We start from the raw sequence: 19,027 nt of genomic DNA, 5'->3' as shown, positions 1-19,027 counted from the left end.
AGGAAAAAGTAATGAAAAAAATGTTAGTGGTTGTACTTTGTGTCCTGATGTCGGTTGCGATTCTTGCATCGTGCGCGGCTCCGGCAGCGGAGCCCAGTGACAGCGCTGCCCCAGCGGAAGAATCTTCTTCGGCCGCGGCTCCGGCGGAAGAGGAAAGCAGCGAGCCTGCTGCAGAGGGAACGACAAAAATTGTCTATCTGAACGGCCTGCTGACCGCACCGTATTTTGGCTATCTCGATACGGCGATGACGGATCATGCAAAGGAGCTGGGCGTTGACCTGCAAATTCTGGATGGAAAAATGGACAACCAGGTAATGTACGATCAGGCACTGTCCCTGATTGACCAGGGCGATATCGATGCGATCATCCTGACGCCGGTAGATATGGCTGGATCGGTTTCCATCGTACAGGCGATTACGGATGCGGAAATTCCGCTGATTATTTGTAACTCCCGCGTGGATGCTTCAGTAGAACCGCTTACGGATTCCCTTATTTGCTGCGATCCGGGATATGAAGGTGAAGTCGTCGGAAAGCTGGCCGTGGAGCAGATTCCGGATGGGGGAAAATGCGCGATCCTTGAAGGCGTAGCTGGCCAGGAGGCACAGATCTACAGGACGGAAGGCTTCAAGAAAGCGGTCGAGGGTTCCAACATTGAAATCGTGGACCAGAAAATCTGCGAGTGGGATAAAGCGAAAGCAATGTCTGCAACAGACGACCTTATCACTGCGTACCCCGATCTTTCTATCATCTACGCACAGGATGACACTATGGCACTTGGCGCAATCGAGGCAATCAAGGCTGCCGGTAAAATGGATCAGATCAAAGTATTCGGCCTCGGATATATGGGCGATGCATCCAAGGAAGCGCTGCTCGCCGGGGAATTGTTCGGAACCTGCACACAGTCTCCTTCTTGGGAAGGTGTGACGGCCCTCGATGTGGCTATGGACGTAATCAACGGCAAGGAAGTTGAAGAATGGTACATGACGGAATGCCTGCCTGTAACAAAAGAAAACTGTGAGGAAATCGACCACGGCTATAATGAATAGTCCTCAAAAATGGTCAAAGGATAATCTGAGAATGGTTTTGGGGGGCGCGGATGCGCTCCCCAAAAAGGAAAGGGAGGGCTTAAAGTGGCAAACACGGCGCTCGAAATGAAACATATTAGTAAAAGTTTTCCGGGGGTTATGGCTCTTGACGATGTGACTTTTTCCGTAGGGGAAGGAGAAGTCCATGCGCTTGTTGGCGAAAATGGCGCAGGAAAATCCACACTCATGAAAATTATAAACGGTGTTTATTCCGCTGACCAAGGGGAAATTTACATCAGTGGAAAAAAAGTTTCCATCAAAAACCCGCTGGACGCCCAGAGAAACGGCGTATCCATTATTTTTCAGGAATTCAATCTGGTAGATACCCTGAGCGTTGCCGAAAATATTTTTATCGGAAGGCTTGGCGGAAAGAAAAAAATGATCGATTGGAAAAGCATCTACAAAGAGGCGGAAAAGCTGCTGAAATCATTGAATTATGACCTCGACCCACGCGCAGCCGTCGAAACCCTGAGCGTTGCACAGATGCAGATGACGGAGATTGCGAAAGCAATGTCGTTTGATGCGAAGATTATCATCATGGATGAACCGTCCGCCGTACTTACGGATAATGAGCTGAAAAAACTGTTTGACATCGTGGAAGACTTAAAGAAAAGAGGAATCACGGTAATTTATATCTCTCACCGGCTGGAAGAGATTTTTCAGATATGCGATAAAGTGACCGTTCTCCGCGACGGGAAGATCATCGATACGGGGAATGTGGAAGACTTAAACAAGGAACAAATTATTGAAATGATGGTTGGACGAAAACTCGATCAGGAATTCCCGAAGAGGGAGAAAAAAATCGGGGATGTCATCCTCCGGGCGAAAGGGCTCAGGCGCGGAGACAGGGTGCAGGACGTTTCCTTTGAATTGCGCCGCGGTGAAATCCTCGGATTTGCAGGCCTCGTTGGGGCGGGACGTACAGAGACGATGCGGCTTTTGTTTGGAGCGGATCAAATGACAGCGGGCAGCATTGAACTCAACGGAAAGCAGGTCCATATAAAAAGCCCAATGGAGGCCAAAGGAGAGGGAATTGCCCTGCTCCCTGAAGACCGCAAAAAGCAGGGGCTGCTCCTCGAGCTTCCCATCACCGAAAATATCAGCCTTGTAAAGCTCAAGAAAGTAATGTCCAAAGGAAATCTTATCAATAAGAAAAAGGAAAAGGATGTCGCAAAGGGATATTTTGATTCTTTGAAAATTAAGGCCCCGTCGGTGACACAGCGCGTATATTTCCTGTCCGGCGGCAACCAACAAAAGGTTGTCATCGCAAAATGGCTGTTTTCCGACGCGGATATCTTTATACTCGACGAACCAACGCGCGGTATCGATGTGGGCGCCAAGTATGAAATTTACATGCTTATGAACGAGCTCGTGGCGCAGGGAAAATCAATTATCCTGATTTCTTCCGAAATGAATGAGATTATCGCTATGAGCGACAGGATCATGGTAATGCATGACGGAAAGATCTGCGCGGAACTGAACGGGGAGGAGATTACTCCTGAAAACGTGTTAAAACACGCGATCAATTAAGGGGGCTTTAACAGTGGGAGAAAAAACAGTTTCCAAAAAAAGAGGGAAATTTGACCTCATTATCAGCAAATACGGTATTCTGTTCGTTTTGGCGGCTATCATTATTGTAGCGGGAATCATTTCCCCTGCATTCCTGACAGGGCAGAATATCCTGAATATTTTAAAACAGGTTTCGGCAACGGGAATGCTGGCCATCGGCATGACGTTTGTCATTATCTCCGGCGGCGTCGACCTTTCCATGGGTTCTATTTTGTCTTTGTGCGGCGTGGTATGCGTTATCATGATTCCGCTCGTGGGAACGCCGCTTGCCATCCTGATTGCGCTTGCGGTCGGCGTGGTATGCGGAACACTGAACGGGATTTTCATTACCCTTACCGGCGGGACGATGGGCAGCGCCTTCATCATTACGTTCGGCATGGCGACGGCGCTTGGTTCGCTGGCCCTTACCGTGACCAATGGTGCAAACGTAAATGCGGCAGCCTTTGCGGATTTTAAGGAAATCGGGCAGGGCTCATGGGGCATTGTTCCCATCACGGTGGTAATCTTTGTGGTTGCCGTTATCGCCGCACAATTTGTGCTGCGTAAAACGACGTTCGGGCGCATCAATTATTGCCTCGGGATCAACGACGAGGCGACGCATCTTTCGGGCATTAAAGTGAAAAAATTCCGCGTGCTGGTCTATACGGTAGCAGGGTTGTTTACCGCGCTTGGTGCTGTCATGCTGTGTTCGCGTGTTTCCAGCGCATCGCCTATCCAGGGAGAAGGATACGAACTCGATGCCATTGCGGCAGTCGTTTTGGGCGGCACCCGCATGGGCGGAGGTTCGGGCAGCGCGGCAAAGACGGTTATCGGTGTGTTGATGTTCGGCATCCTGACAAATGCGCTCAACGTCATGGGCGTTTCTTCCTATCAGCAGATGATCGTGAAGGGTATTATCATCATGGTCGCAGTGCTGATGGACAAGCGGAGCATTCGCGTCGAAAACGAGATGCTAGCCCGCACGGTATGAGGTGGATGGTATGAAAGAAAAAATTTCGCAGTTTTGCAGAAAAAATATTGTAGTAATCGGCATCGGGATATTGCTGGTCTTTATGGCGTTTGCCGCGCCCAACTACTTTGCCTACAGCACGCTTACGGGGCTGCTGACGCAGGTGGCAATTTATGGAATTGTGGCATGTGCCATGACCATTGCCATCATCGGCGGGGAATTCGACCTTTCGGTGAGCTCGATTCTGCCGCTCGCAACGCTTTTGTTTGCGGCGATGCTCCCAACGCTCGGGTTGCCGCTTACGATCGTCGTCGTGACGCTGATCGGTGTGGGAATCGGCTGTATCAACGGCTTCTTTGTGGCAATCACCAAAATTAACGCCTTTATTGTGACACTTGCAACCATGATTGCAATCAAGGGGATCATGCTGACGTTTTGCGACGGCATGCCCATGCCGGCCGTCAACGAGAGCGCACGCCAGCTTGCCATGGGAAATGTGGGAGGCATTACGGTCACAGTTATGATTTTCTTTGGCTGCGTGATCTTGACAGAGCTCGTCCTGCGTAAAACAAAATATGGCAGGAATGTGTTTGCAACGGGGGGAAATTACGACGTAGCGCAGTATGCAGGCATTAATGTCCGGTTTATCAAGTTCAGCCTGTTTGCTATTCTCGGCGGCGCGGCGGCTCTTGCGGGCACACTGCTCACCTGCAGACTGCAGGCAGGTTCGCCGCTCTATGGTTCCGACGTCGCCTTGTATGTCGTTTCAGCGGCAGTTCTGGGCGGGACGAGCCTTGCGGGCGGCCGGGGAAGCGCCGTGCGCACACTGCTCGGCATGCTGTTTATTGGCATGCTGCTCCAGATATTCACATATATCAATGTGTATACCTATATGCAGCAGCTGATTCAGGGCGCAATCGTAGTTGTGGTAGTCATTATGGACGCGCTTCCCTCGCGTAAAAAAGGCAGCGACGAAGAACCGGTTACTGTGGGAAATCCGGAATAAGGAAAGGAAAATAGTATGAGCGATAAGGATACGAAAGTCAGCAGCGTCCTCTCTGCCGCCAACAGCGGCGCCTCAACGTGGGATCCGGCGAAGGAACATCTTTCAACAGGATTCCCGCCCATTAAGGCAATGGGGACAAAGTTCGCATTTGACGCGGATGAAATAGAACGTCTGCGTGCGCTGGGGTCGCGTGTGGCGGAGATTGCGGCCCTGCCTATCCAGAAAGAAAAGATAAAGCTCTGGACCGCGCACAACGATCTCAAAACCAAACAGCCGGTAGTGTTTATCGATCCGGAAAATGGATGGAATGAGCTGGTGACAACAAAAGAACTCCAGTGTCATGACAATATGGCACGCGTATGGGAGATGCACCTTTTAAAGCTGATCTACTGGCATGAACATTTGAAGGACGATAAGGTCATAGAGCCGTATTTTGACGTGCATTATTCATTTACTGACAACGGATGGGGCCTTGACCTCAAAAAAGAAGGCGGTGAAAATGCGGGAGCATATAAAATTGTCGCTCCCCTGCAGGATTATGAAAAGGATTTCCCTAAAATCCATTATCCGGAAATAGAGATTGACTGGGAAGAATCCGATCGGGTGCTTGCCCTCGCGCATGAGGTGTTTGATGGGATACTCACAGTACGCCGCCGCCCGGTGTGGTGGTGGTCTATGGGCATGACAGTCGATTATATCATGCTTCGCGGCCTTGAGAATTTCCTCTGTGACTTTATTTTAGAGCCGGATTATATGCACAAAACGATGCGCCTGATGACGGATGGAATCATGAAGAAACTCGACCGTTTCGAGGAAGAAGGCCTGCTTGCCCTCAACACTGAAGGAGCATACGTCGGCTCCGGAGGCCTCGGATATACGGATGAGCTGCCAAATTGGGCAAACGCCCCCGAAAAGATTACAACACAGGATATGTGGGGCTTTGAGGAAAGTCAGGAGACCTCAACAGTCAGCGCGGAAATGTATGGGGAATTTATTTTCCCCTATCACAAAGAAATCGCCGCGCGCTTCGGTCTTAACTGCTTTGGATGCTGTGAATCCACAACGACGCGCTGGCAATATGTCAGGCAGATTCCGAACCTGCGCCGCGTATCGATTTCGGCGTGGGCCGAGTGGGAGAAAGTACCGGAATACCTTGGAGACCGGTATATCGCCTCCTTTAAGCCCATACCGTCGCCGCTTGCGATGCCTGTGCTGGATGAAGATGAAGTGCGCGGAACCATTAAAAGGGCGCTTGATTGTTCCAGGGACTGCATACCCGAACTAATCATGAAAGACAATAATACGCTTGGGAATAATCCGCGCAATGCTTCCCGGTGGGTGGAAATTTGCAGGGAAGAAATCGGCAATTTATAATCTGACGGAAAAGAGGATCAACGATGAATACAGTAAACAGGATATTCGACGAAGGCGGCGGTGTGCTCCGGTTAACGCCTACCTGGGTGCCGCGCGCGTTTTGCAGGCCGGGAATGCGTATCAAGCTTCACCCGGACGATGCCTACAAGCTGGGCCTTGAACGCGGGGGAATCGACGAACGCTGGTTTGCCTCCACAACACACGCGGAAAACGGGCCAAAGACGCCGGAAGACGAAGGCATGAGTTATGCGGTAAGCAGGGATGGGAAAGAAAAAGCGCTGCTTGCAGAATTTGTGGAAGAATTAAAAGCGGAGCTGATCGGGGAAGAGATTTATAACCAGTACGGAAAATGGCCGATGTTCTCCAAATTTTTCGACAACATGGGACCGCTGCCCCACCATGTACATCACCGTGACGAACATGCAAAACTCGTCGGCTGTGAGGGAAAACCGGAGATGTATTTTTTCCCGTCACAGCTCAACAATTACGGCGGGGAATTCCCCTTTACTTTCTTTGGGTTTAAACCGGGCACCACAAAAGAACAGGTGAAGGAATGCCTTATGAATTTCACAAAAGGCGACAACAAGCTCCTGGATCTTTCGACGGCATATAAACTTACGCTCGATACCGGATGGGACGTGCCGCCCGGAGTCCTGCATGCGCCGGGCAGCCTGTGTACCTATGAACCGCAATTTGCTTCGGACGTATACGCGATGTACCAGTCGGTGCTGTATTACGGGCATACCGTTTCGGAAGACTTGCTGTGGAAAAATTGCCCGCAGGATAAACTGGGCGATTTCGATTATCTTGTGGATGTAATCGATTGGGATCTCAATGTGGATGAACATTTTGCCGAAAACCGGATGATGCGGCCCATCCCGGTGTATCCGGAAGAGGAAATGAAGGATGCGGGATATTACGAAGAATGGATTTGCTATCGGTGCCCGCAGGTGTATGCAAAACGGTTAATCGTTTTACCAAGAACGGCCGTTACCATCAGGGACGATCATGCCTACGGCTTTATTATGCTGCAAGGGCATGGGACGCTTGACGGATTTGACATCGAAACCCCTGCGCTTATCCGCTATGGGGAACAAACCAATGATGAGTTCTTCGTGTCCGCCAAAAAGGCGCGGGAGGGCGTAACGATTTTCAATCCGTCCGATGCGGATCCCATTGTTATGCTCAAACATTTTGCGGGTACGCCCGCCATACTCAGAAAATAAGAGGAAAGGGCAACATTATGGACAGTACGACAATTAGAAAAAAATTAGAAGAAAATGAGGGAATCCTCAATATTATTCCGGTATTCGTACCGCGGCGGTTTGGAAGCGCGGGGCGGCGGCTGCGCCTCCATCCGGATGATTATTATGCGCTCGGAACCAAGCGGGGCTCTATCAAAGAGCGGTGGTTTTCATCTGTCATCTGCCCGATGAATGGGGACGATGCAGCGCCGGACGAAGGCATCAGTTATGTCAATATTACAGGAAGCAGCGAAGGAAAGATCGCACTGAAGGATTTTGTAGATGAACTTCGGGACGAGCTCATAGGAACGGACCTTTATGCAAAGCATGGTACGTGGCCGATGTATTCCAAGTTTTTCGATTATGAAGGCCCGCTTTTCCATCACCTGCACCTTGACTTTGAAGCGGCAAAGCGCGTCGGCAAGCTCGGTAAACCGGAAGCGTACTATTTCCCGCCGCAGTATAACAATTATCCGGGAAAATTTCCGCATACTTATTTTGGATTTGATCCCGACGTGACGCGCGAAGAGGTCAAGGAACGCCTCAAAGATTATATGAAGCGGGATATCCGTATCACAGAGCTTTCACGTGCTTACCGCGTAGAACTCGGAACGGGATGGTATACGCCGCCGGGCGTAATCCATGCGCCCGGTTCTTACCTCACTTATGAACCGCAGTGGAATTCGGACGTAAATTCTGTGTTTGAAAACATTACAGACGGCGAAATTTATGACTACAGCTTCCTTACGGAAAACTGTCCGGAAGACAAAATGGATGACCTCGACTACGTGATGGACCTTCTGGATTGGGAAAAGAATGTGGATGCACATTACAGGAAGCATTATTTCAGGCCGCCTATCATAATCGAGGAAACGGATGATTACCTTGTGAAATGGATCGTTTACGGAAACGATTATATTGCCGCCAAGGAACTCACTGTAAAACCCGGGAAACAGGCGGTAGTAAAAGATGATTCAGCTTACGGTTGCATTTTCACGCAGGGATACGGAAGCATCGGCAAGCTGAAATGTTCCGTTTCAACGATGCTTCGTTTTGGGCAGCTTTCCGAAGACGAGTTTTTTGTATCGCATGACGCGGCGAAAAAGGGCGTGTTGTTTAAAAACGAGAGCGAAACGGAACCACTGGTTGTTTTAAAACATTTTCCTTCCTATGAAGGCGTACCGAAAGCAAAGTAAGAGCACGGACGCTGATAAATGACGGGCCCGGCCGGAATTGACCGGGCTCGAAAAATTTCAGGAGGATCTTATGAAAGAGTATTGCCTGGGGCTGTATGAAAAATCTATGCCGGCGGATATCACATGGGAGGAACGTTTCGCGGCAGCACGCCGCGCCGGATTCGATTTTATCGAAATCAGCGTGGACGAAAGCGGCGAGCGCCTTTCCCGCTTGGCTTGGGACAGTGAAAGACGAAAAGAATTTTTAAAGAGAATGGCAGACAGCGGCGGATGCATCAAAAGCATGTGTCTTTCCGCACATCGGAAATATCCCATTGGAAGCGGAATTCCCGAAACGGAACGCGAAGGGATGCGCATTATGGAAGAAGCGATCCTTTTTGCACGCGACCTTGGGATCCGGATCATTCAGCTTGCCGGATATGACGTATATTATGGTGAAACGTCAAGCGTGGGAACAAAAGAGCGCTTTTTGGAAAATCTTTATAAGAGCGCGATGCTGGCTGCGAAAAACGAGGTGATCCTTGCGCTCGAAACGATGGAAAACAATTTTATGAATACCATAGAGAAGGCCATGTATTATGTGCGGGAGGTTGGATCGCCCTACTTGCAAGTCTACCCCGATATGGGAAACGTATCGAACGGCACGGAAAATGTAACGCAGGATGTGCGTGCGGGAAAAGGCCATATCGTTGCCGCCCACCTCAAGGAGACGGTACCGGGCGTATTCCGGGATATGCGCTTTGGAGAGGGAGCTGTAGATTTTGATACGGTGGTGCGCTGCCTGAAGGGGCAGGGGGTACGGTCTTTCACAGCGGAGTTTTGGTGGGATGGGAAACCGGATTGGGAAAATACGCTTGCATTTTCCCACGATTTTCTGGCCCGGTATTTAGAGAGGTAAAGAGAATGAAATATTTTTTGGGAGCGGATAACGGCGGAACGATGACCAAGGCTGTCCTGTTCGACGAAACGGGCCGGGAGATTGCATCGGCGGCAAATAAGACCCCGTTGATCGTGCCGGAGGAAGGCTACAACGAACGGGATATGGCTGAATTATGGGAGATCACGGCAAAGACCATCAAAAGCTGCATCGAGGGCGCGGCAATCGATGCGCGGGATATTCTTGCGGTGGGCTGCTCGGGCCATGGAAAAGGCCTTTACCTGTGGGGAAAGGATGGACAGCCGGCCTATCATGCCATTGCGTCTACGGACCATAGGGCCTACGATATCATACGCAGGTGGATGGCAGACGGAACAAATGAGCGGGCGAAGGAAAAAGTACTGCAAAATGTGATCGAATGCCAGCCCGTCGCCCTTTTGCGCTGGCTTAAGGAAAATGATCCGGAGGTGCTTGCAAAAACGGAATGGATTTTTGAAGCAAAAGATTATATCCGTTTTATGCTGACAGGCGAGGCGTATGCAGAGATTACCGATTACTCCGGGACCTGCCTTATGAATCTTAAAACATCGCAATTTGAACGCGAATTGCTCGAGATTTACGGGATCGGGGAAGTCTATGAAAAGCTGCCGCCGATTCGCTATTCGTGCGATGTCTGCGGGCATGTTACAGAAAAAGCGAGCCGGGAGACCGGGATTCCCGAAGGAACGGCAGTATGCGGCGGCATGTTTGATATTGATGCGTGCGCGATTGCCATGGGCGCGCATCAGGACGACGATATTTGCGTCATCACGGGAACGTGGGCCATCAATGAATATGTATCGTCCGAATACCATAAAGGAAATGTGCGTAATTCCCTGTTTTGCGTACCCGGAAGCTATCTGATCGAGGAAAGTAGTCCGGCCTCAGCGGGGAACATGGAATGGATTATTGCCAATTTCATGGAAAAAGACCTGGAAGAATGCAAGCGGAACGGCGTGTCGGTTTACGATAAGATCAACGCAATGGTAGACGGGCTTCCTCCGGAAAAAAGCGGAGCGGTTTTTCTGCCCTTTCTGTATGGGACCAATGTAGACGGCCTTGACCGCGCCTGCTTTTTCGGCCTTGTAAACAGCTACGATAAAAGCCATGTGCTGCGCGCGGTATACGAGGGCGTGGCGTTCTGCCATATGAACCATATAGACCGGCTGCTTGAAGGACGCCGCCAGCCGGCCTATCTGAAGCTTGCGGGCGGCGTGGCCAAATCCCCGGTGTGGTCGCAGATGTTTGCGGATATTTCGGGAATCCCGGTCAAAACAATCGAGGGAAATGAACTTGGCGGCCTTGGCTGCGCAATTGCAGGATCGGTTGCAGTGGGCACCTGCCGGGATCTTGACGAGGCGGTAGGGAAGATGGTGCGTGTTTCCCGCGTATTTCAGCCTGACCCGGATAAGGTGAGAATTTACAAAAAGAAATATGAACTGTATAATGAAATCATTGGAAAACTAACGGCAGAAGGGGGAAAACAGTAAATGTTTGAAGAGCTGAAGCAGCGTGTTCTGGAAGCAAATCTTCTTTTGCCGAAGTATTCGCTGGTGACATTTACCTGGGGAAATGTATCGGAAATTGACCGGGAGCATGGCGTGGTGGCCATCAAGCCCTCCGGCGTAGAATATGAAAAGCTTCGTGCGGAGGATATCGTACTCGTGGATCTTGATGGAAAAGCCGTTGAAAAGGGGCTGAAGCCGTCTTCCGACCTTGCAACGCACCTTGAGCTGTATCGGGCGTTTGACGGAATCGGCGGGGTAACGCACACGCATTCCAGGTGGGCGACTGCCTGGGCGCAGGCAGGGGAATCCCTTCCGGCGCTGGGGACAACGCACGCGGATTATTTTTATGGCCCGGTGCTGTGCACGCGGGAGATGACGAAAGAAGAAATTTGTACGGAATATGAAAGGAATACAGGCAAAGTGATAGTCGAGACCTTCCGGGAAATTGATCCCAAGGATGTTCCTGCCGTACTTGTACATAGCCATGGCCCATTTGCATGGGGGGCGGATGCTGGCAGCTCCGTGGAAAATTCGGTGGTGTTGGAAGAGGTTGCACTGATGGCGTTTGCAGCAAAAATGATTACTCCCCAAAAGGAAGTGATGCAGGATGTACTGCTCGAAAAACATTTTTGCAGGAAGCACGGCAAGAATGCTTATTATGGACAGAAATGATTGCGCTGCAAAAAAAGGCTTTTCAGGGCATTGAGGAAAAAGAAAAATTCGTTTTGGCAGGAAATCCTGCGGAAGGCGTGGTGGAATAAATGGCAAGGATGATTGATGTAGCCCGGAAGGCGGGTGTATCAATTGCTACGGTGTCGAATTATCTGACCGGGAAAAAACATGTCGGTCTGGAAAAACAACGGCTGATACAAAAAGTAATCGAGGAATGCGGTTATGAGGTCAATATTGCCGCGCGCTGTTTAAAATCCAACCGGACCTACAATATCGGCGTAGCAATACCGGAAATTTCTTCCGTATATTTTACCCAGATATTCAATGGCTTGCGGGATGCTGCAGACGACACAGATTACACGTTTTCCTTTGTAAGCACCAATTTTGATTTCGCCAAAGAAAAGCAGGCGATCAGCCAGTTCAAGCGCAGCCGTGTGGATGGCATTCTCCTTAACTCGTGTTGCGAGATGAAAAACAAAAGGGAATGGGCCAAAAAGCTTGTTTCCGGGGGAAACGGCGGAAAGTCTTTTCCGGTGCTGTCCCTCGAATACAATATGGATTCGAATTATGTATCGGCCCTGTACCTTGATAACGTCTCGATCAGCCGGGAAATCGCGGAATATTTGCTGGAGAAGGGATGCAAAGATATCCTTTATATTTCGGCAAAGCAATCCACTATCGTAGGCCATGAACGCCTCAAAGGCTATAAGGAAGCGCTTGCAGCGGCGCACATTCCCATCCGCAAGGAATACATTTTTGAAGGGAACCTTTCCTCGTTCAGCGGATATAAAGCTGTGTGCGATGCATTCGAGCGCGGTATTATCTTTGACGCGGTTATGGCGGTTAACGACCAGTCCGCAATCGGCGCGCTGAAAGCCCTGCACGAAAAGAAAATCAAGGTGCCGGATGAAGTGATGCTGACCGGATGCGATAATATCTTTCCCGGTACGCTTGTCTCCCCGCAAATCACGACGGTTAATATTCCGGCTTATACGTTGGGGTTGGAGGGATTCAAGCTTCTGCAGCAGATGATAGAGGAGCCCGATATGAAACCTGTACAAAAAAAGATAGTGCATTCCTTTATTGAACGCCAGTCTACAAATAAAAATTGCGAAAGCGAATGGAACCTCGCCCGGTGGTAAAACGGGGGGATGCAGAAGGCACCGTTTCGGTGCCTTTTTTGTCGTTTGGAAAAACAGGTTTGTATCAACTATATTTGTACTTATCCCCGGTCAGACCAGCAATATACGCCGTCCGAATGCTTTGCGCGGTAAAGCGCCTTATCCACGCGGTCAAACAATTCGGTAAAGGAAGGTTCTTCGTTTTGGAAGGTTCCGATCCCGGCGGACCAGCTCCAGATATCTCCGGAATTCAATATTTTCTTTGCTTCCCTGCGGTATTCCGCTTCCATAAAGAGGATTTTCCGGACACGTTCCTCCTGCGGCCCTGCGGGAGCCTTTGCATACACAGCAAATTCATCGCCGCCGATGCGTCCAATAATATCACCTTCAAAATATTTTTTTAATAATCCGGAAAAAAGTTTAAGCAATACGTCGCCCGTAATATGCCCATAGGTATCGTTTACTTCTTTAAAATGATCGAGATCGAATACATAGAGGATTCCAGGTTGCCCGGATAACAAAGCCTCCCGGGAATATTTGCGGAAAGACTCCTGGTTGTAAACGCCGGTCATCAGGTCCAGCTCGGATTTTCTTTGGAATTCTTCTGCCAGTTCAAGCGCCTCCCGTGCCTTCTGGGAAAGGGACCGCGGATAATATTCGCCGTTTTGCTGATCGAAATATGGGATGGAGTGGTGCAAATGGATGATTTTCCAGCCGTTTTCTTCCCTGCGGTATAAAACGCTGAAGCGGGTATCCATGTCTACCAGCACCCTTTCCCCGGCTTCTGCCTGTTGACGCGCCCATAAGCCGCCATAAACGAGGTAAATCTCCGGATCCAGCATAAGGCATTCGTACCATTCGTCCAGAATTTCAAAACGTATATTCTCCGCCTCTGCAAGATTGGCAGTAAGGCCTTTGCAGGCTTGGCCGAGGGATGCATAAAATTCATGTTTCCCTGTACCGATCATAACCAGCTGATCTGAGCATCCTGTAAGGATTTCCCCGAAATTTTCTTCACTGGGCGTTAAAAGATAATATTTCCAGAACTTTCTTGTTGTATCGCAAAGAAACTGTTCGTTTGTCATGATTGTCTCCATATAATCAAGCAAATTTTCGGTATGCTTACTGTTGCGTTTGTTATTATTATACGATACACGCGGTTAAAAAGACAGCGGTACTGAACTTATTTCCAAAAGATATGAGAAAATAATTTCTTCCTTATCATCGATTATCGACTAAAAAAACGGATTGATATATAATAATTGGTGAAATGGAACGGCGTCCCCGGAAATTGTGCAGGGGAGCGGAGCTTGAGGGACAGGTATGGATATTCCAAATAAAAAGAGAATCGCGGAACAGTGTAAAAAGCTGGTAACAAAATATAATGTCGGTACCCCGCCGGAACGGTTCAAAAAACGGGTAGAGCTCTTTCATCTTTTGGTATGTTTTGAGCAAACCCGTAGAACGTTCCGTACAATTGAGCCGCATGATCCCGGGGATTTTATCGTGCGTGACGAAACGGGTATGCACCTGTTTGAAGTGGTAACGGTTTTTGGCAACAAAGATGCGTATCGATTAATAGAAGCAAATTTTGAGGAGCTGTTCCAGCATGGAAAGCCAAAAGAGGAACGAATACGCCTGATTACAAGCTTTGAAGAAAATATGGATGCATTAAAAGAACTGCTCGTAACAAAAATGTGGGAAAAAAATGAGAAAGAATATTTTAAGAACCACAGCTATAAAACGGCAAACCTTTTGTTGGTCACGGCTGAGTACGACAGGAAAAAAGCGCGGTTTCCATGGTTTATATCACTGGCTGGGGAAGAGCTTCGTGAAGTTGTGAAGCATAAAAATTTTACAACGTGCTATGTGCTGGACTATCGGGCGGCCTCTGCGGATGTTTTTGACCTGGAGCAGGCATTGCTTGTCTATGCGGATGGGATGGTTTGAAAACAGAATGGGCAGGGAGCAGAGGGTAGTACGGCCCCAATTATTGGGAGATGCTCCTGTTCCGCCCAAATAATACCAAAATTTATAAAAAGCCCGGGAGTCATTCAATTCCCGGGCCTGGAAACTCCATTATAAAAAGACGGTCTGCATGACCAATTTTAACCTTTGTTGCCAAACAGGGAGACGGCTTTGCTGGATCCTAAGCGGTGTGCGCCCAACTCCACAAACCTAATATGGTCTTTTTTGGTACTCATTCCACCGGCTGCTTTGATTTTTACATTGGGGCCAATGTGGGCTTTGAATAACTCGATATCTTCCGGCTGTGCGCCGGCTGTACCAAAGCCGGTCGATGTTTTAATATAATCGGCCCCGCCATCGGTAACGCATTTGCACAGCTTAATCTTTTCGGTTTCAGTGAGATAGCAGGTTTCAATAATTACTTTTAATATTTTATCGCCTACTTCTTTTTTCAGCAAACTGATTTCCTCTTGTACTTTGTCAAAATCGCCGTTCTTGACGTCGGTAATATTTACGACCATATCAATCTCATTTGCCCCGTCCGCCAGCGCCTGCCTGGTTTCCGCTAATTTTGCTTGCGCAACGGAGTATCCAAGAGGGAACCCCACAACCGTACATATGTTTATCTTCTCCCCATATTTCCCATGGACACGTTTGATATAGCAAGGGGGAATACACACCGATGCCGTTTTGAATTCGATTGCTTCTTCGCATAATTTTACAATATCGTCCCATGCTGTAAATGCCTTCAAGATGGTGTGGTCTGTCCTGCTCAAGATTTCTTCTGCTTTCATAGTCGCCTCCAAAATTATTTTTGAACTTGTTTGGTGAGATACAATATATTATGGTGGAATAATAACAAAATAAAGAAGAATAGTCAACAAAAATGTTGTAAATTAAACATTTAGATATTTTTTGATGCGATTGAAACATTTCCAATAAAAAATGTAGAATTCCATTGCATAAATTTGCTGCACTTAATATGTTGTGATAAAATACTAGTAATCTTAATCTTCGGCCGATGACGGCAAGATAAGGGAAAGGACTGCTATGAATAAAAAAGCGCAGCGGCTTAATCAAATAGTAGAGATCCTGAGAGAACGAAATGGGGCCTCTTTAAAAGAACTGGCCCAAATCCTTTGCGTATCGGAAATGACAATCCGCAGGGATTTGGAAGTGCTTGCAAACAGCGGAATTATTCGCCTGATTAATGGGGTAGCAGTCTATATCCAGCATGAAGATTTTTTCCAGAATAAAGAATATGACCTTGAATCCGAGACCATTCTCCATTCATCGGCAAAAGAACGAATTGGGCGCGCGGCGGCCGCTCTTTTGGAGCCGGATGATGTGATTTTGATTGACACAGGGACAACAACCCAGTATCTTGCGCACCATTTGCCGGATAACATGAACCTGACCGTTTTATGTTATAATATGAATATATTGTTTGAACTGGAAAAGCATGATTGCGGTCTTATTTCAGCCGGGGGCTATTACCATAAGAATACGCAGATGTTCCAGAGTCAGGAAGGAATCGCTTTAATCGAGCGCACTTGTATCAACAAAGCTTTTATCTCTACAGCCGGCGTCAGCAGAAAATTTGACGTTACCTGTATTGAGCCCTATGAGCGGGACACCAAAAGAGCCGCCATAAAAACTGCGTTATCCAAAATTTTGTTGGTGGACTCTTCGAAGTTTAATAAGATTTGCCCGGCAAAATTCGCAGGTTTGGCGGATTTCGATATGATTATTACTGATCATGGACTGGATAACGAATGGATTGACTTAATCCGGGGTATAGAAATAGAGCTGAAAATAGTATAACAGGTTGTTCAATCTTGCTGTCCCGTAAAAATAGAAGCAAACCTGTAGCCTTTATCTCCTGCGGCGACCGCCGCAGGAATTTTTTGCGTACGGCTATAGAAGGAGAAAGCCTTTATAAAAATACGAAAAAATCAAATCATAGATTCTTTTGCAGCTTCGTAGAGGTTTTCATGGATATTCGTACCAGACATATTGCTCCGCGACCAATCGCCAACCAGCGTACCTTCGCGCAGGACAAGAATATGGTCGCACATGCCGATGGCTTCAGAAATATCGGAAGTAATAAAAATCGCACACCTGCCGCTCATAGAAATTTCGTTGAGAAGGTTGTATATCTGAATTTTCCCTGCATTATCCAGGCCGCGTGTGGGTTCATCAAATATAAACAATTCAGCCTTGGCAATGAAGCCGCGCGCCACCAACACTTTTTGCTGATTGCCCGCGCTGAGTTCCCCGATACCCTGGCTGGGATTGGTACACTTTATCGCCAGTTTGTCTATTGCAGTGCGGGCATGTGAGGTAAATGCTTTTTTTCCGATAAAAAACGACGGCCCTTTTCCCTGATTGCTGTGATAATTAGGAAAAAGAAGGTTGTCGGACAGGCTAAACGCCGGGATAATGCCATATTGCTCGCGATCGTCAAGGATTGCGCAGATTTTATTTTTACGCGCGTCAACCGGGGTTTTCATATGGATACTGTCCCCGCCCATATAAATACTCCCGCCGCTGGCATGGAGATCACCGCACAGGAGACGTGCCAATGTGGTACGGCCGGATCCGGCCATCCCTACGATGCCAAGGATTTCACCCCGGCGGACTTTAAAAGAAATATTTTTTAAAATATGTTTATAACACAATCCCGAACATTCCATAAGCACACGTCCTTTTGAAACCTCGAGCTTGGGAAAAGGGGAACTATTGAGGAATTTATTGAATTCTTCCAGCTTTGTTTGGAAATCAGCATCCGTACGTTCTATTTTGCGGCCCACTTCGCCTTTGTGGATCATGATTACTGAATCGATAATATTGCTGATATGTTCGGGAGACTGCGACAGAAATATAACGGAAACCCCTGTGCCGTTTAGCTTTTTGATGATTTGCAATACCTTTTCGGTATCATATGCCCCCAGTGCGGAAAACGCCTCGTCGATCAGGAGAATACGCGTATCCAGTACAAGCACATGCAATAACGCAATGATCTGCTTTTCCGCTATGCTAAGCGTTGCGGCAGATTGACGCACATCGATCTTAAACCCGAAATCATTACACAGCTTTTCAGCCATCTTGTAGATATTGCCCCAGTGAATAACGCAGCCGCGGCTGACATTTGCCTTTGAGTAAGCCCCAAAATAGATATTTTCCGCAACGGAAAAATGGTTATAGATCATCGCATCTTCATGAAGCACGGCAATACCGTTTGACCGCGCATCAGCCGTGTTTCTAATTACCACTTCATTTCCCTGCTGGTCTATCACGGATATTTTTCCTTTTTCAATTGTACGCGCCCCGGAAATGGCTTTGATCAAAGTAGTTTTTGAAGAGGCGTTGCCGCCTACGATTCCTAATATTTCTCCCTGGCGCAATTCAAAAGAAACATTGCTGAGGCAGGCAATGTCATCAAAATTTTTACAAACTTCCTCTACTTTCAGTACGCGGGCAGGCTCCATAAGGATTGTTCCTCCGGCTTTTAAATATCTTCTATATCATACGCATTGAATACACGGATATTATGATCGAAAAAATATTTCAAATAATCGTCAGGTGCGGACGCATCGGTGATAAGCGTATCGATCCCGTCGATAGGACTGAAACTTGAATATGCGTTTTTATTAAATTTGTCGCTTGTGGCACATACGATTTTTTCGTTTGCCTGATTGAAGACCAACGTATATGCTTGGGCAATAATATCGTTCTGCAAGGAAAAACCATTGAGGTAAGAGATGCCATCCGCCGAAACAATGGCCTTATCAACATATTTGCCCTTCAAAAACTCAATGGTCTCGGAACCGGTGAGGGCAATGCTGCTATTTTTGCGTGTTGCGTTTCCGCCGGTTGTAATCAACGTAATATTGGGGTTTTCCGATAAAATAACGATCGCATTGATGTTGTTGGTGATAACGGCAAGTTCGTTTTTTGTGACCAATTTACGGGAGACTTCCGCACACGTAGAACCGGCGCCCAAAAAGATGAGTTCATTGTTGCTGATAATTTTTTCCAGAACATCGCCAATTTTCTGCTTTTTCAGTAAAAGATCGGGATCCGCGGTAGAAATACTGCTTTCAAGTGGAAGCGATCCTTCATTTAATATGGCTCCTCCATGCGTACGGACGAGGAACCCTTCCTTTTCCAGTTGCTCGAGATCTTTCCTGATTGTAACTTCTGATACGGAAAAAAGACGGCTGAGGTTAGAAACATCCACCCGCTTGTACTCCAGTATCATCTGGCGAATTTTCTGATGCCGTTCCGTTACAAACATATTTATCGTCCTATATTTCCTATATTAAAGATATCTTGAACATTAAATTTATTATAATCGAAAACAAATAAAAAAACAAGTATAAAAAGATTGACAAACCTTCGAAATGTTGCTAATAT

At 47.8% G+C, this 19,027-nt stretch carries 17 protein-coding genes; 13 read left to right on the top strand and 4 right to left on the bottom strand.

Annotated features, from left to right (window positions below; all coding sequences use genetic code 11):
- Nucleotides 1-11: 11 nt before the first annotated feature.
- The 11 genes from H8S18_RS12880 to H8S18_RS12830 all read left to right on the top strand — a co-directional run bounded on the left by H8S18_RS12880 (nucleotide 12) and on the right by H8S18_RS12830 (nucleotide 12,661).
- Nucleotides 12-1,046: a sugar ABC transporter substrate-binding protein gene (locus tag H8S18_RS12880; RefSeq protein ID WP_186858681.1), complete on the top strand. Its 1,035-nt coding sequence runs from the start codon at nucleotides 12-14 to the stop codon at nucleotides 1,044-1,046.
- An 84-nt stretch (nucleotides 1,047-1,130) separates the two neighbouring features.
- Entirely contained in the window at nucleotides 1,131-2,615 is a 1,485-nt protein-coding gene (locus H8S18_RS12875; protein WP_330598775.1) for a sugar ABC transporter ATP-binding protein, read from the top strand.
- Between the two features lie 13 nt (nucleotides 2,616-2,628).
- The gene (locus H8S18_RS12870) at nucleotides 2,629-3,624 is read left to right on the top strand and encodes an ABC transporter permease (RefSeq protein WP_186858680.1); all 996 of its coding nucleotides are present in this window, start codon (nucleotides 2,629-2,631) and stop codon (nucleotides 3,622-3,624) included.
- 10 nt (nucleotides 3,625-3,634) lie between these two features.
- The gene (locus H8S18_RS12865) at nucleotides 3,635-4,609 is read left to right on the top strand and encodes an ABC transporter permease (RefSeq protein ID WP_186858679.1); all 975 of its coding nucleotides are present in this window, start codon (nucleotides 3,635-3,637) and stop codon (nucleotides 4,607-4,609) included.
- Nucleotides 4,610-4,624: 15 nt separating this feature from the next.
- Entirely contained in the window at nucleotides 4,625-5,983 is a 1,359-nt protein-coding gene (locus H8S18_RS12860; protein WP_243165162.1) for a uroporphyrinogen decarboxylase/cobalamine-independent methonine synthase family protein, read from the top strand.
- 23 nt (nucleotides 5,984-6,006) lie between these two features.
- Complete coding sequence (locus H8S18_RS12855; RefSeq protein ID WP_186858678.1) at nucleotides 6,007-7,209, top strand: cupin domain-containing protein; 1,203 nt, start codon at nucleotides 6,007-6,009, stop codon at nucleotides 7,207-7,209.
- Nucleotides 7,210-7,226: 17 nt separating this feature from the next.
- A complete protein-coding gene (locus H8S18_RS12850; protein WP_186858677.1) occupies nucleotides 7,227-8,423 on the top strand; it encodes a hypothetical protein in 1,197 nt (398 codons plus the stop codon).
- A gap of 70 nt (nucleotides 8,424-8,493) precedes the next feature.
- Nucleotides 8,494-9,321, top strand: coding sequence for an L-ribulose-5-phosphate 3-epimerase (locus tag H8S18_RS12845; protein ID WP_186858676.1), 828 nt, complete (start codon nucleotides 8,494-8,496; stop codon nucleotides 9,319-9,321).
- A gap of 5 nt (nucleotides 9,322-9,326) precedes the next feature.
- Nucleotides 9,327-10,829 carry an FGGY-family carbohydrate kinase gene (locus tag H8S18_RS12840; RefSeq protein ID WP_186858675.1) on the top strand — a complete coding sequence of 501 codons (1,503 nt, stop codon included), beginning with the start codon at nucleotides 9,327-9,329 and terminating at the stop codon, nucleotides 10,827-10,829.
- Entirely contained in the window at nucleotides 10,830-11,519 is a 690-nt protein-coding gene (locus H8S18_RS12835; RefSeq protein WP_186858674.1) for an L-ribulose-5-phosphate 4-epimerase, read from the top strand.
- A gap of 89 nt (nucleotides 11,520-11,608) precedes the next feature.
- Nucleotides 11,609-12,661: a LacI family DNA-binding transcriptional regulator gene (locus tag H8S18_RS12830; RefSeq protein WP_186858673.1), complete on the top strand. Its 1,053-nt coding sequence runs from the start codon at nucleotides 11,609-11,611 to the stop codon at nucleotides 12,659-12,661.
- Nucleotides 12,662-12,741: 80 nt separating this feature from the next.
- Here H8S18_RS12830 and H8S18_RS12825 read toward each other — a convergent pair whose 3' ends face one another.
- On the bottom strand, nucleotides 12,742-13,725 hold the full coding sequence (locus H8S18_RS12825) for a diguanylate cyclase domain-containing protein (RefSeq protein ID WP_186858672.1): 984 nt from the start codon (nucleotides 13,723-13,725) through the stop codon (nucleotides 12,742-12,744).
- A gap of 238 nt (nucleotides 13,726-13,963) precedes the next feature.
- Here H8S18_RS12825 and H8S18_RS12820 point away from each other — a divergent pair, with 238 nt between their 5' ends.
- Complete coding sequence (locus H8S18_RS12820; protein WP_186858671.1) at nucleotides 13,964-14,590, top strand: hypothetical protein; 627 nt, start codon at nucleotides 13,964-13,966, stop codon at nucleotides 14,588-14,590.
- 158 nt (nucleotides 14,591-14,748) lie between these two features.
- On the opposite strand, the gene deoC is transcribed toward H8S18_RS12820, so the two are convergent.
- Nucleotides 14,749-15,402, bottom strand: a complete 654-nt coding sequence (gene deoC / locus H8S18_RS12815) for a deoxyribose-phosphate aldolase (protein ID WP_186858670.1) — start codon at nucleotides 15,400-15,402, stop codon at nucleotides 14,749-14,751.
- 256 nt (nucleotides 15,403-15,658) lie between these two features.
- On the opposite strand from deoC, the gene H8S18_RS12810 reads away from it, so the two are divergent.
- Nucleotides 15,659-16,432: a DeoR/GlpR family DNA-binding transcription regulator gene (locus H8S18_RS12810; protein WP_186858669.1), complete on the top strand. Its 774-nt coding sequence runs from the start codon at nucleotides 15,659-15,661 to the stop codon at nucleotides 16,430-16,432.
- A 131-nt stretch (nucleotides 16,433-16,563) separates the two neighbouring features.
- Here the strand turns inward: H8S18_RS12810 and H8S18_RS12805 are convergent, their stop codons facing one another.
- Both H8S18_RS12805 and H8S18_RS12800 read right to left on the bottom strand, forming a co-directional pair.
- Entirely contained in the window at nucleotides 16,564-18,099 is a 1,536-nt protein-coding gene (locus tag H8S18_RS12805; RefSeq protein WP_186858668.1) for an ATP-binding cassette domain-containing protein, read from the bottom strand.
- Nucleotides 18,100-18,119: 20 nt separating this feature from the next.
- Complete coding sequence (locus H8S18_RS12800) at nucleotides 18,120-18,908, bottom strand: DeoR/GlpR family DNA-binding transcription regulator (RefSeq protein ID WP_186858667.1); 789 nt, start codon at nucleotides 18,906-18,908, stop codon at nucleotides 18,120-18,122.
- Nucleotides 18,909-19,027 lie beyond the last annotated feature (119 nt).

The sequence above is a fragment of the Christensenella tenuis genome, from assembly GCF_014287795.1.
GTDB classification, from domain to species: domain Bacteria; phylum Bacillota; class Clostridia; order Christensenellales; family Christensenellaceae; genus Christensenella; species Christensenella tenuis.
This window is presented reverse-complemented; position numbering and strand designations above follow the sequence as displayed.